Consider the following 15,459-nt stretch of genomic DNA (forward strand, 5'->3'; position numbering starts at 1 on the left):
TGGAAGCCAAATATGAAAACCTTTAAAATTGCCATTGTTGGCGGCGGCAGTAGTTATACCCCTGAGCTGGTTGATGGATTAATTCAGCGCATTGACCAACTGCCAGTCACTGAGCTGGCACTGGCTGATGTCGAGCCAGGCCGTCAAAAAGTAGAGATTATTGCCGCTCTGACCCGCAGGATGCTGGATCGCCATGGGTTGGAACAAGTGAAAGTTAGTGTTCACTTCTCACTGGATACCGCCATCGAAGGTGCCAGTTTTGTTCTGACACAATTTCGTGTTGGCCAACTCCCGGCACGGGCGGCAGATGAGCGCTTAGGTTTGAAATATAACTTACTCGGGCAGGAGACCACGGGGGTCGGCGGTTTTGCCAAAGCGCTGCGTACCATTCCGGTTATGCTAGATATTGCCGCGAAAGTTGAAAAACTGGCACCGGATGCCTGGATAATCAACTTTACCAATCCAGCCGGTATCGTCACCGAAGCGGTAACCCGCTATAGCAAAGCGAAAATTATCGGTCTGTGTAATGTCCCAATCAGCATGCACCATATGATTGCAAAGTTACTGAATGCGCCTTATGAAGATATCCAACTGCGTTTTGCCGGGCTAAATCATATGGTATGGGTGCATGAGGTACTCCAACAGGGTAAAAATATCACTAAAGAGGTGCTGGAGATGTTGTGCAATGGCGCGTCACTGACCATGAACAACATCAAAGAAGCACCATGGCCACCGGAGTTCCTGCGAGCAATGGGCGCAATTCCTTGCCCTTATCATCGCTATTTCTACCAGACACAAGATATGTTGGCAGAGGAAATGGCCGCAGCGGCTGAACGCGGCACCCGTGCAGAGCAGGTGATGCAGGTAGAAAAAGAGTTGTTTGATCTGTACGCTGACCCACATCTGGACAGCAAACCTGAGCAACTGAGTTTCCGCGGCGGATCATTTTATTCAGAAGTAGCACTGGAACTTATTCGTGCAATTTATAATAATTTAGGCACGCAACTAGTTGTGAATACGACAAACCGTGGTGCGATTCGTGGTTTGTCTGATGGTTCGGTGGTAGAAACCAACTGTATAGTTGATGCGCAAGGTGCACACCCACTCACATTTGGACCTTTGCCAGTTTCCATGCATGGGCTAACCCAGCAAGTCAAAGCCTATGAACGTCTGACAATTGAAGCAGCAGTGCACGGCGATCGCCGTAGTGCTTTGTTGGCATTAGTGACCAACCCACTGATTGGCAACGCCAGCATTGCTCAGCCACTATTGGACGATGTTCTACAGGTCAATAAACTTTACTTGCCGCAGTTCGCAGATTTGTAACATTCATTCATTTTATACTCTACGTCATTGAAGTTGCAGCGCCCCCTGCAACTTCAAGTATGAAGGGGATTGGAGTCAGCAATGGTCACACTGGAAGACGTCGCGGTATTAGCCGGGGTTTCCCGCGCTACGGTATCCCGCGTGGTCAACGGTGATACTAATGTTAAAGCGCAAACGCGTGAAAAAGTCGAACAAGCGGTCGCAGTTTTGGGCTACACCCCGAACCCTGCCGCACGGGCACTGGCCTCCAGCCAAAGTAATACGCTGGGGTTAGTGACCACATCGTATCGTGGTGGCTTTTTTGGGGCGTTGATGGATTTCGTCCAAACTGAAGCCGAATCTCAGGGTAAACAGCTATTAGTCACTCAGGGGCGGGATAACGCAGATAAGGAATGGCAAGCTATTCAGCGCCTGTATAACTTACGTTGCGATGGATTAATCCTGCATGTGCGCTTTCTCAGTGATGAAAGGCTGCATCAGTTAGCGGCAGCAGGTCGTTCATTTGTCTTATTGGATAGACTGGTTCCCGGCCTGGAAGCCCGCTGTGTCACCTTTGATCACCGTCGCGCCAGCCAAATGGCAACACAGGTACTTATTGATGCCGGCCATCGCCACATTGCTTGTATCAGTGGTTCCGCGCAACGCCATTCCAGTGAATTGCGGCGTCAGGGCTTTATTGATGCGATGCAATTGGCCGGTTTAGAGCCGGTGGCTTGTGTGGAAGGGGTTTATGACCTGGAAAGCGGTTATCAACGTGCAGATGAGATCCTCAAACGACCACAGCACCCCACCGCCATATATTGTTGTAACGAAGAAATGGCTATTGGTGCCCTGCTCGCTATCAATAAGCATCATTTGCAAGTCCCGCAGGATATTTCATTACTTTGCTATGACAGTGGCGAACGTGCCCCGTTTGTCAGCCCAGCCTTAACCAGCTTGCATTTCCCCATTGTAGAAATGGCGCGATATGCCACTCAACTGCTTATTAACCCATTGATTCCCAGTGCCAGTTTCCCACCTGCGATTATTATGCGCGAGTCAGTTATGCCGCCTAAAAAATAGCATTTATGTAAACTCTGCGTTGATTAACATGTATCTGCCTGCCACTCTTTCCTGGTGTGAAAACAGACTCAAAAATATCCTCATCTCCTGTCATATTCAGAATATTTATCAATGACTCGCTGCTACAAATTGTGACACCTCACTGTTTTTCGCAATCGCGCCCCACTCATTGCATTAAAAATTGAATGTAAATCACAAAAACGCACTATGCCTGTGCTAGGATCCGCCGCCTCAGTGCTGAAATGGTTTGAGCGCTTTTTATACATGCTCTTACTATTATTGACTTAACATTATGCTGACACAGGCCCCATCTATGAATAACAGCAATCGCCTTCGACTCACTTGGATCAGTTACTTTTCATACGCGCTGACCGGTGCATTAGTTATTGTCACCGGGATGGTGATGGGAAATATCGCAGAGTATTTCAATCTGCCTATTGCCAGTATGAGTAACACATTCACTTTCCTTAATGCCGGTATCTTGATCTCTATCTTCCTGAATGCCTGGTTGATGGAAATCATTCCATTAAAACGTCAGTTAGTGTTTGGTTTCATTCTGATGTTAATCGCTATTGCCGGATTAATGGTTGGTCATAACTTGATGGTGTTCTCCATCAGCATGTTTATTCTCGGCGTCGTCAGCGGGATAACCATGTCGATAGGTACTTTCCTGATCACCCACATGTATGAAGGACGTCAGCGCGGGTCACGCCTGCTGTTCACCGACTCATTCTTCAGCATGGCGGGGATGATTTTCCCGGTCGCCGCAGCGATGCTGCTGGCCCGCCATATTGAATGGTACTGGGTCTATGCCTGCATCGGCTTGTTGTATGTCGGTATTTTCGTGCTGACACTGTGCTCTGAATTCCCGGTTCTGGGCCATAAAGCCACCGATCAAAGCAAACCTGTGGTGAAAGAGAAATGGGGTGTCGGCGTGCTGTTCCTGGCAATTGCCGCACTGTGTTATATCCTGGGCCAACTCGGATTCATTCAGTGGGTGCCGGAATACGCCACCAAAACCTTCAACATGGATATCAGTCAGGCTGGTCAATTGGTCAGTAACTTCTGGATTTCCTATATGATTGGGATGTGGGTATTCAGCTTTATCCTGCGCTTCTTTGACCTGCAACGCATCGTCACCGTGTTAGCGGCGCTGGCAACATTGGCGATGTACATGTTTGTCAGCACCGATAATCCAGAACACCTGAGCTACTACATTCTGGCGTTGGGCTTTGTCTCTAGTGCCATTTACACCACATTGATTACATTGGGTTCGCTGCAAACCAAAGTGTCTTCACCAAAACTGGTGAACTTCATTCTGACCTGCGGCACTGTCGGCACCATGTTGACCTTCGTGGTCACTGGCCCGATTGTGGCGAACAGTGGTGTTCATGCCGCGCTGGCAACCGCCAACGGCTTGTACCTGACTGTGTTTGTGATGTGTCTGATTCTGGGCTTCTTCACCAAGCACCGCAGCCACGGCCACGTGACTCATTGATTTAGCTGTTTGATTGCCCTGCCACCACGTCGGTGCAGGGCAATTCCATTTATTTAAAATCTACCCGCTCTTTCTGACCGAGATAAATCCAGCTCTCTGCTGGTTGCGTCTTCGCTATCACCACGCCGTGGCGAATGGAATAATGCACCGGCACTTGCCGCCGCACCGCATCAAAACCGTTTTCTGCTGGCAGAATAATCAGGTTGGCACTGTTACCCGGCTGCACACCATAATCTGATAAATTCAGGGTTCTGGCACTGTGGGTGGTTATCAAATTCAATCCATCATTGATTTGGCTGTATCCCATCAACTGGCAGATATGTAACCCCATATGCAATACCTGCAACATATTGGCGGTGCCTAGCGGATACCACGGGTCGAACACATCATCATGACCAAAACAGACATTAATTTGTGCCGCCAGCATCTCTTTCACCCGCGTAATGCCCCGCCGCTTAGGATAAGTGTCAAAGCGCCCTTGCAGATGAATATTCACCAGCGGATTGGCAACAAAGTTAATACCGGACATTTTCAGCAAGCGGAATAACCGAGAGGCATAAGCACCATTATAAGAGTGCATCGCCGTGGTATGGCTGGCGGTAACCCGCGCGCCCATGTTCTCCCGGTGCGCCAATGCCGCCACTGTTTCGACAAAGCGCGACTGCTCATCATCAATCTCATCACAATGAACATCCACCAGCCGCTGATATTTTTGCGCTAATGCAAAGGCAATATGTAGCGATTCAACGCCATATTCGCGGGTAAATTCAAAATGAGGAATAGCGCCAACCACATCAGCACCCAGTCGCAGCGCCTCTTCCAAAAGTGCGGCACCATCAGGATAGGAAAGAATGCCTTCTTGCGGGAAGGCCACAATCTGCATATCCACCCACGGGCTGACCTCCTCTTTGACTTCCAACATGGCACTTAAAACCGTCAGGCTGGGGTCCGAAACATCAACATGAGTGCGAACATGCTGGATGCCGTTGGCTATTTGCCATTTCAGGGTTTGCCAGGCGCGCTGCTTAACATCGTCTCGGGTCAGTAAGGCCTTACGCTCAGCCCAGCGCTCAATGCCCTCAAACAAGGTGCCGGATTGATTCCAACTTGGCTGCCCGGCAGTTTGCGTGGTATCCAGATGAATATGCGGCTCAACAAACGGCGGCAATGCCAGCCCACCTTGGGCATCCAATACCCCCTCACCGGTTACTGGCTGCTCCGGCTGCGGCACAATCGCGGTGATTTTGCCCTCGGCAATAGCTATCTGCCACAGCCCCGTTTGTCCGCTAAGGCGGACATTATTAATTGTGCCTAATAAATGATTCGTTAAAGATTGGCCCGCCATAGATGACTCCATTATTGCTTTCGTTATTACGCTTTAGCTTACCCGACCCACAGCCACTCGCTCGATTTTCTTTTAATAAAACACCGTTTCAATTTAAAGAATAAAAAAAGCAAAACTGAAACCATTCAGCTAAAGATGAGTAAAATCCGCAACTTATAAAAAACGTTAAAAATCAGCCATCTACCACCTTAGAGGTATATGAATGGCAAATTGATTTACATCAATAAGTGCGCTGTACGGAAGATTAAGGTGAGGGTAGAAAATTAAAAATTGAGGCAAAAATGAGCAAAGTCAAACTTGCCATCATCGGCAACGGTATGGTCGGCCACCGCTTTATTGAAGACTTATTAGATAAAGCAGATAAAGACCAATTTGAGATAACCGTCTTTTGCGAAGAACCACGCATCGCTTATGACCGGGTTCATCTTTCTTCTTACTTCTCCCACCACACTGCGGAAGAACTGTCGTTAGTTCGCGAAGGTTTTTATGAAAAGCACGGTGTCAAAGTGCTGGTTGGCGAACGCGCCATTACCATTAACCGCAAAGAAAAAGTCATCCACTCCAACAGCGGTCGTACCCTATATTACGACAAGCTGATTATGGCGACCGGCTCCTATCCGTGGATCCCGCCGATTAAAGGTAGCGAAGGGCAAGACTGCTTTGTTTACCGCACCATTGAAGATTTAAATGCCATCGAAGCATGTACCCGTCGCAGTAAACGCGGGGCAGTCATTGGTGGCGGATTGTTAGGGTTGGAAGCCGCAGGCGCACTGAAAAGCCTCGGCGTGGAAACCCATGTCATTGAGTTTGCTCCGGTATTAATGGCAGAACAGCTTGACCCTATGGGCGGTGACCAACTGCGCCAGAAGATTGAGCGCATGGGCGTCAGAGTTCACACCGGCAAAAATACGCAAGAAATCGTCCATACTGGGCAAAACAGCCGCAAAACCATGCTGTTTGCCGATGGCACCCAGTTGGAAGTCGATTTTATCGTCTTCTCCACCGGCATCCGCCCACAAGACAAACTGGCTCACCAATGCGGTTTAGCCACAGCGCGCCGTGGTGGTATTGCTATCAATGATTATTGCCAAACTTCCGACCCGGATGTGTACGCCATTGGCGAGTGTGCATCATGGCAAGAGCGGACTTTCGGGCTGGTCGCACCGGGTTACAAAATGGCTCAGGTGACCGCTGACCATCTACTGGGGCGCGAAAATGCCTTCCAGGGCGCGGACATGAGCGCCAAGCTCAAGCTCCTCGGTGTCGATGTCGGCGGGATTGGTGATGCCCATGGCCGCACTGAAGGCGCACGCAGCTATGTTTATCTCGATGAAAGTAAAGAGATTTACAAGCGTCTGGTGGTCAGCGCCGACAACAAAAAACTGCTCGGGGCGGTGCTGGTGGGTGATACCAGCGATTACGGCAATCTGCTGCAATTGGCACTGAATAATATTGAGCTACCGGAAAACCCCGACAGCCTGATTTTGCCAGCCCATGCGGGCAGTAAACCAGCGATGGGGGTTGATTCTCTGCCGGATACCGCACAAATCTGCTCTTGTTTTGATGTCACCAAAGGCGACATTATTCAAGCCATCGGCCAAGGTTGCCATACCGTAGCAGCACTTAAATCGGCGACGAAAGCCGGCACCGGTTGCGGCGGCTGTATTCCCCTGGTAACCCAAGTGTTGAATGCCGAGCTAAGCAAGCAAGGCATTGAAGTTAATCACCATTTGTGTGAGCACTTCGCCTATTCACGTCAAGAGCTATATCACCTGATCCGGGTCGAAGGAATTAAAAGCTTTGACGCCTTGCTGGAAAAATATGGCAAAGGTTATGGCTGTGAAGTGTGTAAACCGACGGTGGGTTCACTGCTGGCATCCTGCTGGAATGAATATATATTGGAGCCGCAACACACCCCGTTGCAGGATACCAACGACAATTTCCTCGGCAATATCCAAAAAGACGGCACTTACTCGGTTATCCCGCGCTCACCGGGTGGGGAAATCACGCCTGATGGTCTGCTGGCCATTGGCCGCATTGCCAAACAATATAATCTCTACACCAAACTGACCGGCTCACAGCGTGTCGGGATGTTTGGCGCACAAAAAGACGATCTCCCGGCTATCTGGGCGCAGTTGATTGAAGCGGGTTTTGAAACCGGGCACGCCTATGCCAAAGCACTGCGTATGGCAAAAACCTGTGTCGGTAGCACCTGGTGCCGCTTTGGGGTTGGCGATAGCGTCGGCTTCGGTGTCGCACTGGAACACCGCTACAAGGGCATCCGTACCCCACACAAAATGAAATTTGGTGTTTCCGGCTGTACCCGCGAGTGTTCAGAAGCACAGGGTAAAGATGTCGGGATTATCGCCACCGAAAACGGCTGGAACCTGTATGTCTGCGGTAACGGCGGGATGAAACCACGTCATGCGGACTTACTGGCAGCGGATCTGGATGAAGAAACCCTGATGCGCTATCTCGACCGCTTTATGATGTTCTACATCCGCACCGCCGATAAATTGCAACGCACCTCGGTGTGGCTGGAAAGTCTGGAAGGTGGCATTAACTATCTACGCGCCGTCATTCTCGATGACAAACTGGGCATTAACGACCAGCTAGAAGCGGATATTGCCCGCCTGCGCGATAAAGTCACCTGCGAATGGAAAGTCACCGTCGAAAACCCAGCGGCGCAAGTCCGTTTCGCCCACTTTATCAACAGCCCGCTACGTGACCCGAATGTACAAGTAGTGCCTGAACGTGAACAACATCGCCCGGCCCGTCCGGATGAACGCATCCCTGTTCGGGTGCTGGAACTGGAGGATAACTTATGAGCCAGTGGATTCCACTTTGCCCATTAACCGATATTTTGCCCGGTAGCGGCGTATGTGGCCTGATTGGTGAGCATCAAGTCGCGGTATTCCGGCCTTATGCGGATGAACAGGTGTTTGCCATTAGCAACATCGACCCCTTCGCTCAGGCCAGCGTGCTCTCACGCGGATTAATTGCAGAACATCAAGGTGAGTTGTGGGTGGCCAGCCCACTGAAAAAACAACATTTTCGCCTACATGATGGCTTCTGTCTGGAAGATGAAACGCGCTCGGTTGCCCATTTTGATGCGCGGGTTCGCGACGGCATAGTGCAAGTCAAAGCGTGATAGATAACTGTGGGATCCGGTCAATCTGGATCCTTAACAAAAATAACATCAATCATCCCCAAAGATATTGGCGTTGCAGCAAGGCAGCCAACGAGCTAATCCCGATGAGCTTATTTATTTTGAGATCAACGGCAGTCAGTGATTCGGGTTGGTGAGTGCAGCGAACACCGCTGCAGCGTCAAGAGCAAGGGGACTGGGATAGAGTATGTATACAGACACCATTAACAAATGCGCGGCCAACGCAGCCCGCATCGTCAAACTGGCGAAAGAAAGCCCGCTGGGCTTTTGGATTGGTTCAGCGATGGCCGGTGCTTATGTCGGCCTTGGCATTATTCTGATTTTTACCCTGGGCAATCTGATTGACCCCGCTTACCGCCCATTAGTCATGGGAGCCACCTTTGGTCTGGCACTGACTTTGGTGATTATCGCCGGCTCTGAGCTGTTTACCGGCCACACCATGTTCCTGACCTTTGGGGTCAAGGCGGGCACTATCAAATCCAGTCAAATGTGGGCTGTACTGCCACAAACCTGGCTGGGGAATTTGCTGGGTTCTGTTTTTGTTGCCCTGCTTTATTACTACGGCGGCGGCAACCTGCTGTCAGTGGATACCAGTTTGGTGCACACCGCGGCGCTGGCAAAAACCTCTGCGCCCGCTATGACCTTATTCTTTAAGGGTGTACTATGTAACTGGCTGGTTTGTCTGGCGATCTGGATGGCAATTCGGGTAGAAGGTGCAGCTAAATTTATCGCTATTTGGTGGTGCTTGTTGGCCTTTATTGCCTCCGGTTACGAACACTCCATAGCCAATATGACGCTGTTCGCCTTGTCCTGGTTCGGTCATCACAGCGAAGCTTACACCCTGAGCGGCATCGGTCATAACCTGCTGTGGGTGACACTGGGGAATACCCTGTCAGGCGCGGTATTTATGGGTCTGGGTTATTGGTATGCCACCCCACGGGAGCAACGTCCACAGCCTGCGGTAGTCAATGCACCACAAGCAGTAAAAGAGTGAGTTATACGAGGTTAATGGCAAACCAGTGAGTGAAGGGTTTACCGCACCTAGGGGCGCTCCGGCGACTTACGTCGCTACGACCCCAACGGCACGATTCCCCTTCAATTGACTTAGCCAACAGTCAGATACCCGAATTCACCAGCTCTTAGGGGCTGGTTTTACCCCCTAGCGGCCTCAACCTGAAGGATTGCCCATGGACTACTTCCCGATTTTCTGCCAACTGCAAAACAAAGCCTGCCTGCTGGTCGGTGGTGGTGAAGTGGCCGAACGTAAAGCCCGCTTATTGCTTGATGCGGGTGCCGCCGTCACCGTCAATGCCTGTGAATTTACCGAGCAGTTTCACGATTGGGCGGAGCAGGGGCTGCTTTCATTAGTCAGCGGCGAATTCGCACCGGAACTGTTGGCAGAAAAGTGGCTGGTGATCGCAGCAACTGACCAGGTGGCCGTCAATGCGTTGGTCTATCAAAGCGCCAACCAACAGCGGGTGTTCTGCAATGTGGTTGATGACCCGAAACGCACCAGTTTTATTATGCCATCAATCATTGACCGCTCTCCTATCATGATAGCTATCTCTTCTGGCGGAAAAGCACCGGTATTAGCACGATTGCTGCGAGAAAAACTGGAAGCTATGCTGCCACAGCATTTGGGCCAATTGGCACAGTTGGCTGGTCACTTACGTCAGCGGGTGAAACAGCATTTTGCCGCGATGACTGACCGTCGCCGTTTCTGGGAAAAACTGCTCACCCACGACCGTCTGGCGCAATCACTGGCTAATGAGGATCAGGTACAAGTCGAGCAACACGTTGAACAACTGTTCAACGCGCCACTGTCTGATCGCGGCGAAGTGGTATTAGTGGGAGCCGGGCCGGGGGATGCCGGTTTGCTGACATTGAAAGGTTTACAGCAGATTCAGCAAGCTGACGTGGTGGTATATGACCGGCTGGTGTCCGATGAAGTGATGAATTTAGTGCGCCGCGACGCCGAGCGAATTTTTGTTGGTAAAGAGTCCGGTCGCCACAGCGTACCGCAGGATCAAATCAATCAGATTTTGCTGCAACAGGCGCAGCAAGGGAAACGCGTGGTGCGTTTGAAAGGCGGCGATCCGTTTATTTTTGGCCGTGGCGGCGAAGAGTTGGAAACGCTGGCAGACTACAATATTCCATTCTCTGTGGTGCCGGGAATTACCGCAGCATCTGGCTGTTCAGCCTACAGCGGCATTCCGCTGACTCACCGCGATCACGCGCAAAGTGTGCGGCTGATTACCGGTCACGCCAAGAAAGACAGTCAGTTGGATTGGGCCAATCTGGCGGCAGAAAAGCAAACTTTAGTGTTCTATATGGGCCTATCACAGGCCGGTGAGATTCAGCAGCAGTTGATTCGACACGGCATGCCAGCGGCAACCCCTGTTGCTCTGGTCGAGAATGGCACCTCGCGGCATCAACGGGTGGTAAGCGGCGAATTGAGTCAGTTGGCACTGCTTTCTCAGCAAGTCAGCAGCCCAAGTCTGATTATTGTCGGCAGTGTTGTCAGCTTACGTGAAAAACTGAATTGGTTTTCCAGCGCGGAGCATGGCAAAGCTGGGATAAAGGAACAAGTTGAAAGAGTGGGTTAAGCTGAATTTGAGTCAGAAGGGGGAAGGCTCCCCCTTCGGGTGATTTATTGATTCACTTACGGATGTGCAACAAAACCAATCGCTTCATACACTTTCGCCAGCGTATCTTGCGCACGAGCACGCGCTTTAGCCGCACCGTCTCGCATCACTTCCTGCAAGAAAGCCTCGTCTCCGCGATATTGATGATAACGCGCCTGAAGCTCGCTCAGCATGCCAGAAACTGCATCGGCAACTGCACCTTTCAAATGACCATACATTTGGCCTGCAAACTGCGCTTCCAACTCAGCAATAGACTGACCTGTCACTCCTGACAAGATATCCAGCAGGTTAGAAACACCGGCTTTCTTCTCGGTGTCATAACGGATGACCGCTGGCTCATCAGAATCGGTCATGGCGCGTTTAATCTTTTTCACCACAGATTTAGGATCTTCCAATAATTCGATGACGTTATTGCGGTTATCATCAGATTTGGACATTTTTTTGGTCGGATCCTGCAACGACATCACCCGCGCACCGGCTTTTGGAATAAACGGCTCTGGGATTTTGAAAATATCGCCATACAGATTATTGAATCGGCTGGCGATATCACGGCTCAGTTCCAGGTGTTGCTTCTGGTCTTCACCGACCGGTACCTGGTTAGTCTGATACAGCAAAATATCCGCCGCCATCAATACCGGATAATCGAACAAACCGGCGTTAATGTTTTCAGCATAACGGGCTGATTTATCTTTGAACTGGGTCATACGGCTCAGTTCGCCGAAATAGGTGTAGCAGTTCAACGCCCAGCCCAGTTGAGAGTGTTCTGGCACATGGGATTGAACAAAAATGGTGCTTTTCTGCGGATCAATACCGCAAGCCAGATACAGCGCCAGGGTATCGAGCGTTCTCTTACGTAGCAACGTTGGGTCCTGACGAGCAGTGATTGCATGCAGGTCAACAATGCAATAGATGCAATCATAGTCATCCTGCATCTGTACCCACTGACGCAGCGCACCCATGTAATTGCCAATAGTCAATTCGCCGGACGGCTGCGCGCCGCTAAATACAATAGGTTTACTTATTTCAGTGGGTTTACTCATTTTATACTTCCTGATCTTTTAAAGATGGTAGCCCGATGGCGGGCAACAGACAGGCAAAGTGCTCCAGCACACAGTCAGGATGACTGGTAGCAATAGCTTCACCGTAGTTATATCCATAGGTCAGCCCGACACAGGGACAACCCGCCGCCTGTGCGGCCATAATGTCATTACGTGAATCACCTACAAACAGCATCTCATGGGCATGCAAGCCAAGTTTGGCCAACAATAAATACAATGGAGCTGGATGCGGTTTCTTCACCACTACATCATCACCGCCAATAATGACGGAGAAATAATCGGCAATACCCAAGGACCTCAGCAGCGGCGCGACAAATGGCGTGGGCTTATTGGTAATCAGGCCCATCGGCAGGCCACTGGCCGCCAGTTGTTCCAATGTCGCTTTCACTTGCGGGAATAGCTGACTTCCCTGCTCGACCGTCTGGGCGTAATAGTGATCAAACAATTCACGGGTATGCGCCACAGATTGTGCATCTGGCTCGCGGCCAGCCCAGCGCAATGCACGCTCGACTAACACATCAGCGCCATTGCCAATCCAGGTTGATACCAAATCTTTACCGGCAACCGGCAAGTTTTGATGTGACAGCGCCATATCAATCGCGCTGGCAAGCCCCGGAGCGCTATCAACCAATGTGCCATCGAGATCGAAAGCCACACCGCGGATAGAGTCGAACTTAATCATTGGCAGACATCGCCAGTTCACTGCGCATGGCATCAATGACTGCGGCATAATCTGGCTGATTGAAAATAGCCGAACCGGCAACAAACATATCTGCACCTGCTGCCGCGATATCGCGGATATTATCCACTTTAACGCCACCATCCACTTCCAAACGAATGTCATAACCGCTGTCATCAATCAACTTACGCACCTGGCGTAATTTGTTCAGCGTTTCAGGAATAAAGGACTGACCGCCGAAGCCGGGGTTCACCGACATCAACAAAATGACATCCAGCTTATCCATCACATAGTCAAGATAGCTCAGCGGAGTGGCTGGGTTGAATACCAAGCCCGCCTTACAGCCATTCTCTTTGATGAGCTGCAGGGTGCGGTCAACATGTTCTGAGGCTTCAGGATGGAATGAAATATAGGTGGCGCCTGCTTTGGCAAAATCCGGGACAATACGGTCGACCGGTTTTACCATCAGATGAACATCAATAGGGGCAGTAATACCGTAATCACGCAGAGCCTGGCACACCATCGGCCCGATAGTCAGATTAGGAACGTAATGATTGTCCATCACATCAAAATGCACAACATCAGCACCGGCGGCGAGCACCTTGGCGGTATCCTCACCCAGGCGGGCAAAATCTGCTGACAGAATAGACGGGGCAATTAAAAACTTTTTCATCCGCTTCTCCAAACGTGTCTCTTTGTGTTATGAGGCGTCAGCGTGGCAAGCTTTCTCTCTCACAAACCATGGGGTTTGAATCTTTACCGAGCGGTAGCCCGCTCAGCTATACAGCGCCAAAAGCTCATTCACTTTACTACGGCCAAGGATATTCCGGCTGATAGTGCGGCGCGCTTTGACCACATGCAGTGACGCCTGATGATACCAATCGCGCGTCAGTTCTGTGTCGTGATTAGAAATCAGAACCGGGATCTTGTTTTCTGCTGACAACTGGTAAGCCAGACGCGCCAGATTCTGTTGATCCGCCAGACCAAAGTTACTGGTGTGATATGCCGTAAAATTAGCCGTCGCTGATAATGGCGCATACGGAGGGTCGCAGTAAACCACCGCCCCGTGCACAGCTTTTAGCAAAGTTTCCTGATAGTGCTCACAAACAAAAATGGCATTTTGCGATTTTTCAGCAAACCAATACAGCTCATTTTCCGGGAAATAAGGTCTTTTGTAACGACCAAAAGGTACATTGAATTCACCGCTCAAATTATAACGGCACAGACCGTTATAACAATGGCGATTCAAGTAGAGAAACAATAATGCACGGCGATAGGCATCGGTGCTGGCGTTAAACTCTTGACGCAGTTGGTAAAACTGTTCGGAATTATTGAAATCGCCAGTGAATAAAACACGAGCATCCCGCACGAAGTCATCAGTGCGGTCCTTCACGATATTGTAGAGGTTGATCAGATCACTGTTGATATCGGCCAGTATGTAAGATTCATACTCGGTGTTAAGGAACACCGAACCCGCACCGACGAATGGCTCTATCAAGCAGTCTCCCGCTGGCAGATGGCGTCGAATGTCATCAACCAGCGGATATTTCCCACCAGCCCATTTTAAAAAAGCGCGGTTTTTCTTCATGCCGTCAGTTAGCTACTTAATAATTCAGAGCCGCAGATTGTACTCTGTTTCAGACAGCACATCAGCGCACAAATAAGAATGATTTATTTTCTAAGGTCTTGCTGTACTTGTTGTACAGGTTTAACCCACGGTTTTTTCGCCTGAACATCAGCGGGTAATGTGGCTATTGCCCTTTTTGCATCAGCAGAAGAGGCGTAATTACCACTCACCAGGATGTACCAAGGCTTACCATCACGTTTAGTTTCATACACATGATAGTCAGATAATTTTTGCTGCTTGGCATAAGCATTCAAGGTATCTGAACGCGATGCACTGCTCAATTGCAACGTAAAGTGGCTGCCAGGAGCATTTTTCAATGCGCTGCTGCTACCAGTTGAGCCTGATTTCACCCCTGCGGAAGCGGCTGGAGACACCGCCGTAGTCGGATTTTTATGACTAACAGCAGGTTGCTTAGTCGCGGCAGTGGCCTGTTTCTGCGTCGGATGGGTAATGGTTTCCCGTGCTGCTGGCGCTTTGACCCCTTTCGAGCCCGAAACTGTTGCTGGCGCTGTCGGCAATGTGGATGTCTGGCCATCGTTCATGTTCTGAGACAAAGTATCAACCTGCCCCTGAGTCTGAGAGAGTGCATCAGACATGTTACCCGGCAATTCAACACGTTGAGTAGGGGCATTGGCAGAAGACTGCGGCGCGGCCTCGGTTGGTGTCGGAGAAATCGGCGGAACATTGATATCTTGTGGCTGAGCGTTGTTCTTCACGCCGTTGGCATCATGACCATCGGTGGTGTTATTTGCCACACCTGGTTGGGTATTATTGCCGCTGGTCAGTGAGGATGAATCAGACAGATTGATGTTTCGCACCGCATCCACATTTGGATTTTGTTGTGATGCTTCGTGCTCTGTCGGCGCTTTCAGGGCTGAACCGATGGCAATAATAATCAATAACAGCACTAAAATGCCGATACCAATCATCATATGTTGGCGTGAAACAGCCAGCTTAGGCCCAGTCGAGGACTTACGGGCGCGTGTAGGGCGACGGTCACTACTATCTGGTTTCAGATCGTCTTCCGGCTTTAAATCATCCATCTAAACC

13 protein-coding genes are annotated in these 15,459 nt (G+C 50.3%); 7 read left to right on the forward strand and 6 right to left on the reverse strand.

The genetic code is table 11. The annotated features are described in order from the left end of the window. The first annotated feature begins 12 nt into the window (after positions 1–12). From HU019_RS04745 to tsgA, 3 genes are all read left to right on the forward strand, one after another. A complete protein-coding gene (locus HU019_RS04745) occupies positions 13–1,326 on the forward strand; it encodes a 6-phospho-beta-glucosidase (protein WP_174847939.1) in 1,314 nt (437 codons plus the stop codon). Between the two features lie 81 nt (positions 1,327–1,407). After that, complete coding sequence (locus HU019_RS04750; RefSeq protein WP_050160232.1) at positions 1,408–2,388, forward strand: LacI family DNA-binding transcriptional regulator; 981 nt, start codon at positions 1,408–1,410, stop codon at positions 2,386–2,388. A gap of 313 nt (positions 2,389–2,701) precedes the next feature. Beyond that, complete coding sequence (gene tsgA / locus HU019_RS04755; RefSeq protein WP_174847940.1) at positions 2,702–3,886, forward strand: MFS transporter TsgA; 1,185 nt, start codon at positions 2,702–2,704, stop codon at positions 3,884–3,886. Positions 3,887–3,935: 49 nt separating this feature from the next. Here tsgA and HU019_RS04760 read toward each other — a convergent pair whose 3' ends face one another. Next, positions 3,936–5,231, reverse strand: a complete 1,296-nt coding sequence (locus HU019_RS04760; protein WP_174847941.1) for a cytosine deaminase — start codon at positions 5,229–5,231, stop codon at positions 3,936–3,938. Positions 5,232–5,512: 281 nt separating this feature from the next. On the opposite strand from HU019_RS04760, the gene nirB reads away from it, so the two are divergent. From nirB to cysG, 4 genes are all read left to right on the forward strand, one after another. Further along, positions 5,513–8,059 (forward strand): nitrite reductase large subunit NirB, encoded by a 2,547-nt coding sequence (gene nirB, locus HU019_RS04765; protein ID WP_174847942.1) that lies wholly within the window; start codon positions 5,513–5,515, stop codon positions 8,057–8,059. Next, positions 8,056–8,382, forward strand: coding sequence for a nitrite reductase small subunit NirD (nirD, locus tag HU019_RS04770; RefSeq protein ID WP_174847943.1), 327 nt, complete (start codon positions 8,056–8,058; stop codon positions 8,380–8,382). Before nirB ends, nirD begins: the two co-directional genes overlap by 4 nt. 205 nt (positions 8,383–8,587) lie before the next feature. Further along, positions 8,588–9,394 (forward strand): nitrite transporter NirC, encoded by an 807-nt coding sequence (nirC, locus tag HU019_RS04775; protein ID WP_174847944.1) that lies wholly within the window; start codon positions 8,588–8,590, stop codon positions 9,392–9,394. A 193-nt stretch (positions 9,395–9,587) separates the two neighbouring features. Then, positions 9,588–11,006, forward strand: a complete 1,419-nt coding sequence (gene cysG / locus HU019_RS04780) for a siroheme synthase CysG (RefSeq protein WP_174847945.1) — start codon at positions 9,588–9,590, stop codon at positions 11,004–11,006. A gap of 56 nt (positions 11,007–11,062) precedes the next feature. Here the strand turns inward: cysG and trpS are convergent, their stop codons facing one another. The 5 genes from trpS to HU019_RS04805 form a co-directional block, all read right to left on the reverse strand. Next, on the reverse strand, positions 11,063–12,085 hold the full coding sequence (trpS, locus tag HU019_RS04785) for a tryptophan--tRNA ligase (protein ID WP_174847946.1): 1,023 nt from the start codon (positions 12,083–12,085) through the stop codon (positions 11,063–11,065). 1 nt (position 12,086) lies between these two features. Continuing rightward, entirely contained in the window at positions 12,087–12,785 is a 699-nt protein-coding gene (locus tag HU019_RS04790; RefSeq protein WP_174847947.1) for a phosphoglycolate phosphatase, read from the reverse strand. Next, positions 12,778–13,455: a ribulose-phosphate 3-epimerase gene (gene rpe, locus HU019_RS04795; protein ID WP_174847948.1), complete on the reverse strand. Its 678-nt coding sequence runs from the start codon at positions 13,453–13,455 to the stop codon at positions 12,778–12,780. The genes HU019_RS04790 and rpe overlap by 8 nt, the downstream gene beginning before the upstream one ends. Before the next feature lie 102 nt (positions 13,456–13,557). Next, positions 13,558–14,370, reverse strand: coding sequence for an adenine-specific DNA-methyltransferase (gene dam / locus HU019_RS04800; RefSeq protein ID WP_005174698.1), 813 nt, complete (start codon positions 14,368–14,370; stop codon positions 13,558–13,560). Between the two features lie 83 nt (positions 14,371–14,453). Further along, a complete protein-coding gene (locus HU019_RS04805; RefSeq protein WP_174847949.1) occupies positions 14,454–15,452 on the reverse strand; it encodes an SPOR domain-containing protein in 999 nt (332 codons plus the stop codon). Positions 15,453–15,459: the final 7 nt, after the last annotated feature.

This window comes from Yersinia artesiana (genome assembly GCF_902726545.1).
Classification (GTDB): domain Bacteria; phylum Pseudomonadota; class Gammaproteobacteria; order Enterobacterales; family Enterobacteriaceae; genus Yersinia; species Yersinia artesiana.

What these genes read in the sequence shown, in the direction of transcription:
- HU019_RS04745 (WP_174847939.1), top strand. Translation starts at nt 13, where the DNA reads ATGAAAACCTTTAAAATTGCCATTGTTGGCGGCGGCAGTAGTTATACC.
- rpe (WP_174847948.1), bottom strand. Translation starts at nt 13,455, where the DNA reads ATGAAAAAGTTTTTAATTGCCCCGTCTATTCTGTCAGCAGATTTTGCC.
- HU019_RS04750 (WP_050160232.1), top strand. Translation starts at nt 1,408, where the DNA reads ATGGTCACACTGGAAGACGTCGCGGTATTAGCCGGGGTTTCCCGCGCT.
- nirC (WP_174847944.1), top strand. Translation starts at nt 8,588, where the DNA reads ATGTATACAGACACCATTAACAAATGCGCGGCCAACGCAGCCCGCATC.
- HU019_RS04760 (WP_174847941.1), bottom strand. Translation starts at nt 5,231, where the DNA reads ATGGCGGGCCAATCTTTAACGAATCATTTATTAGGCACAATTAATAAT.
- cysG (WP_174847945.1), top strand. Translation starts at nt 9,588, where the DNA reads ATGGACTACTTCCCGATTTTCTGCCAACTGCAAAACAAAGCCTGCCTG.
- HU019_RS04790 (WP_174847947.1), bottom strand. Translation starts at nt 12,785, where the DNA reads ATGATTAAGTTCGACTCTATCCGCGGTGTGGCTTTCGATCTCGATGGC.
- tsgA (WP_174847940.1), top strand. Translation starts at nt 2,702, where the DNA reads ATGAATAACAGCAATCGCCTTCGACTCACTTGGATCAGTTACTTTTCA.
- HU019_RS04805 (WP_174847949.1), bottom strand. Translation starts at nt 15,452, where the DNA reads ATGGATGATTTAAAGCCGGAAGACGATCTGAAACCAGATAGTAGTGAC.
- nirD (WP_174847943.1), top strand. Translation starts at nt 8,056, where the DNA reads ATGAGCCAGTGGATTCCACTTTGCCCATTAACCGATATTTTGCCCGGT.
- dam (WP_005174698.1), bottom strand. Translation starts at nt 14,370, where the DNA reads ATGAAGAAAAACCGCGCTTTTTTAAAATGGGCTGGTGGGAAATATCCG.
- trpS (WP_174847946.1), bottom strand. Translation starts at nt 12,085, where the DNA reads ATGAGTAAACCCACTGAAATAAGTAAACCTATTGTATTTAGCGGCGCG.
- nirB (WP_174847942.1), top strand. Translation starts at nt 5,513, where the DNA reads ATGAGCAAAGTCAAACTTGCCATCATCGGCAACGGTATGGTCGGCCAC.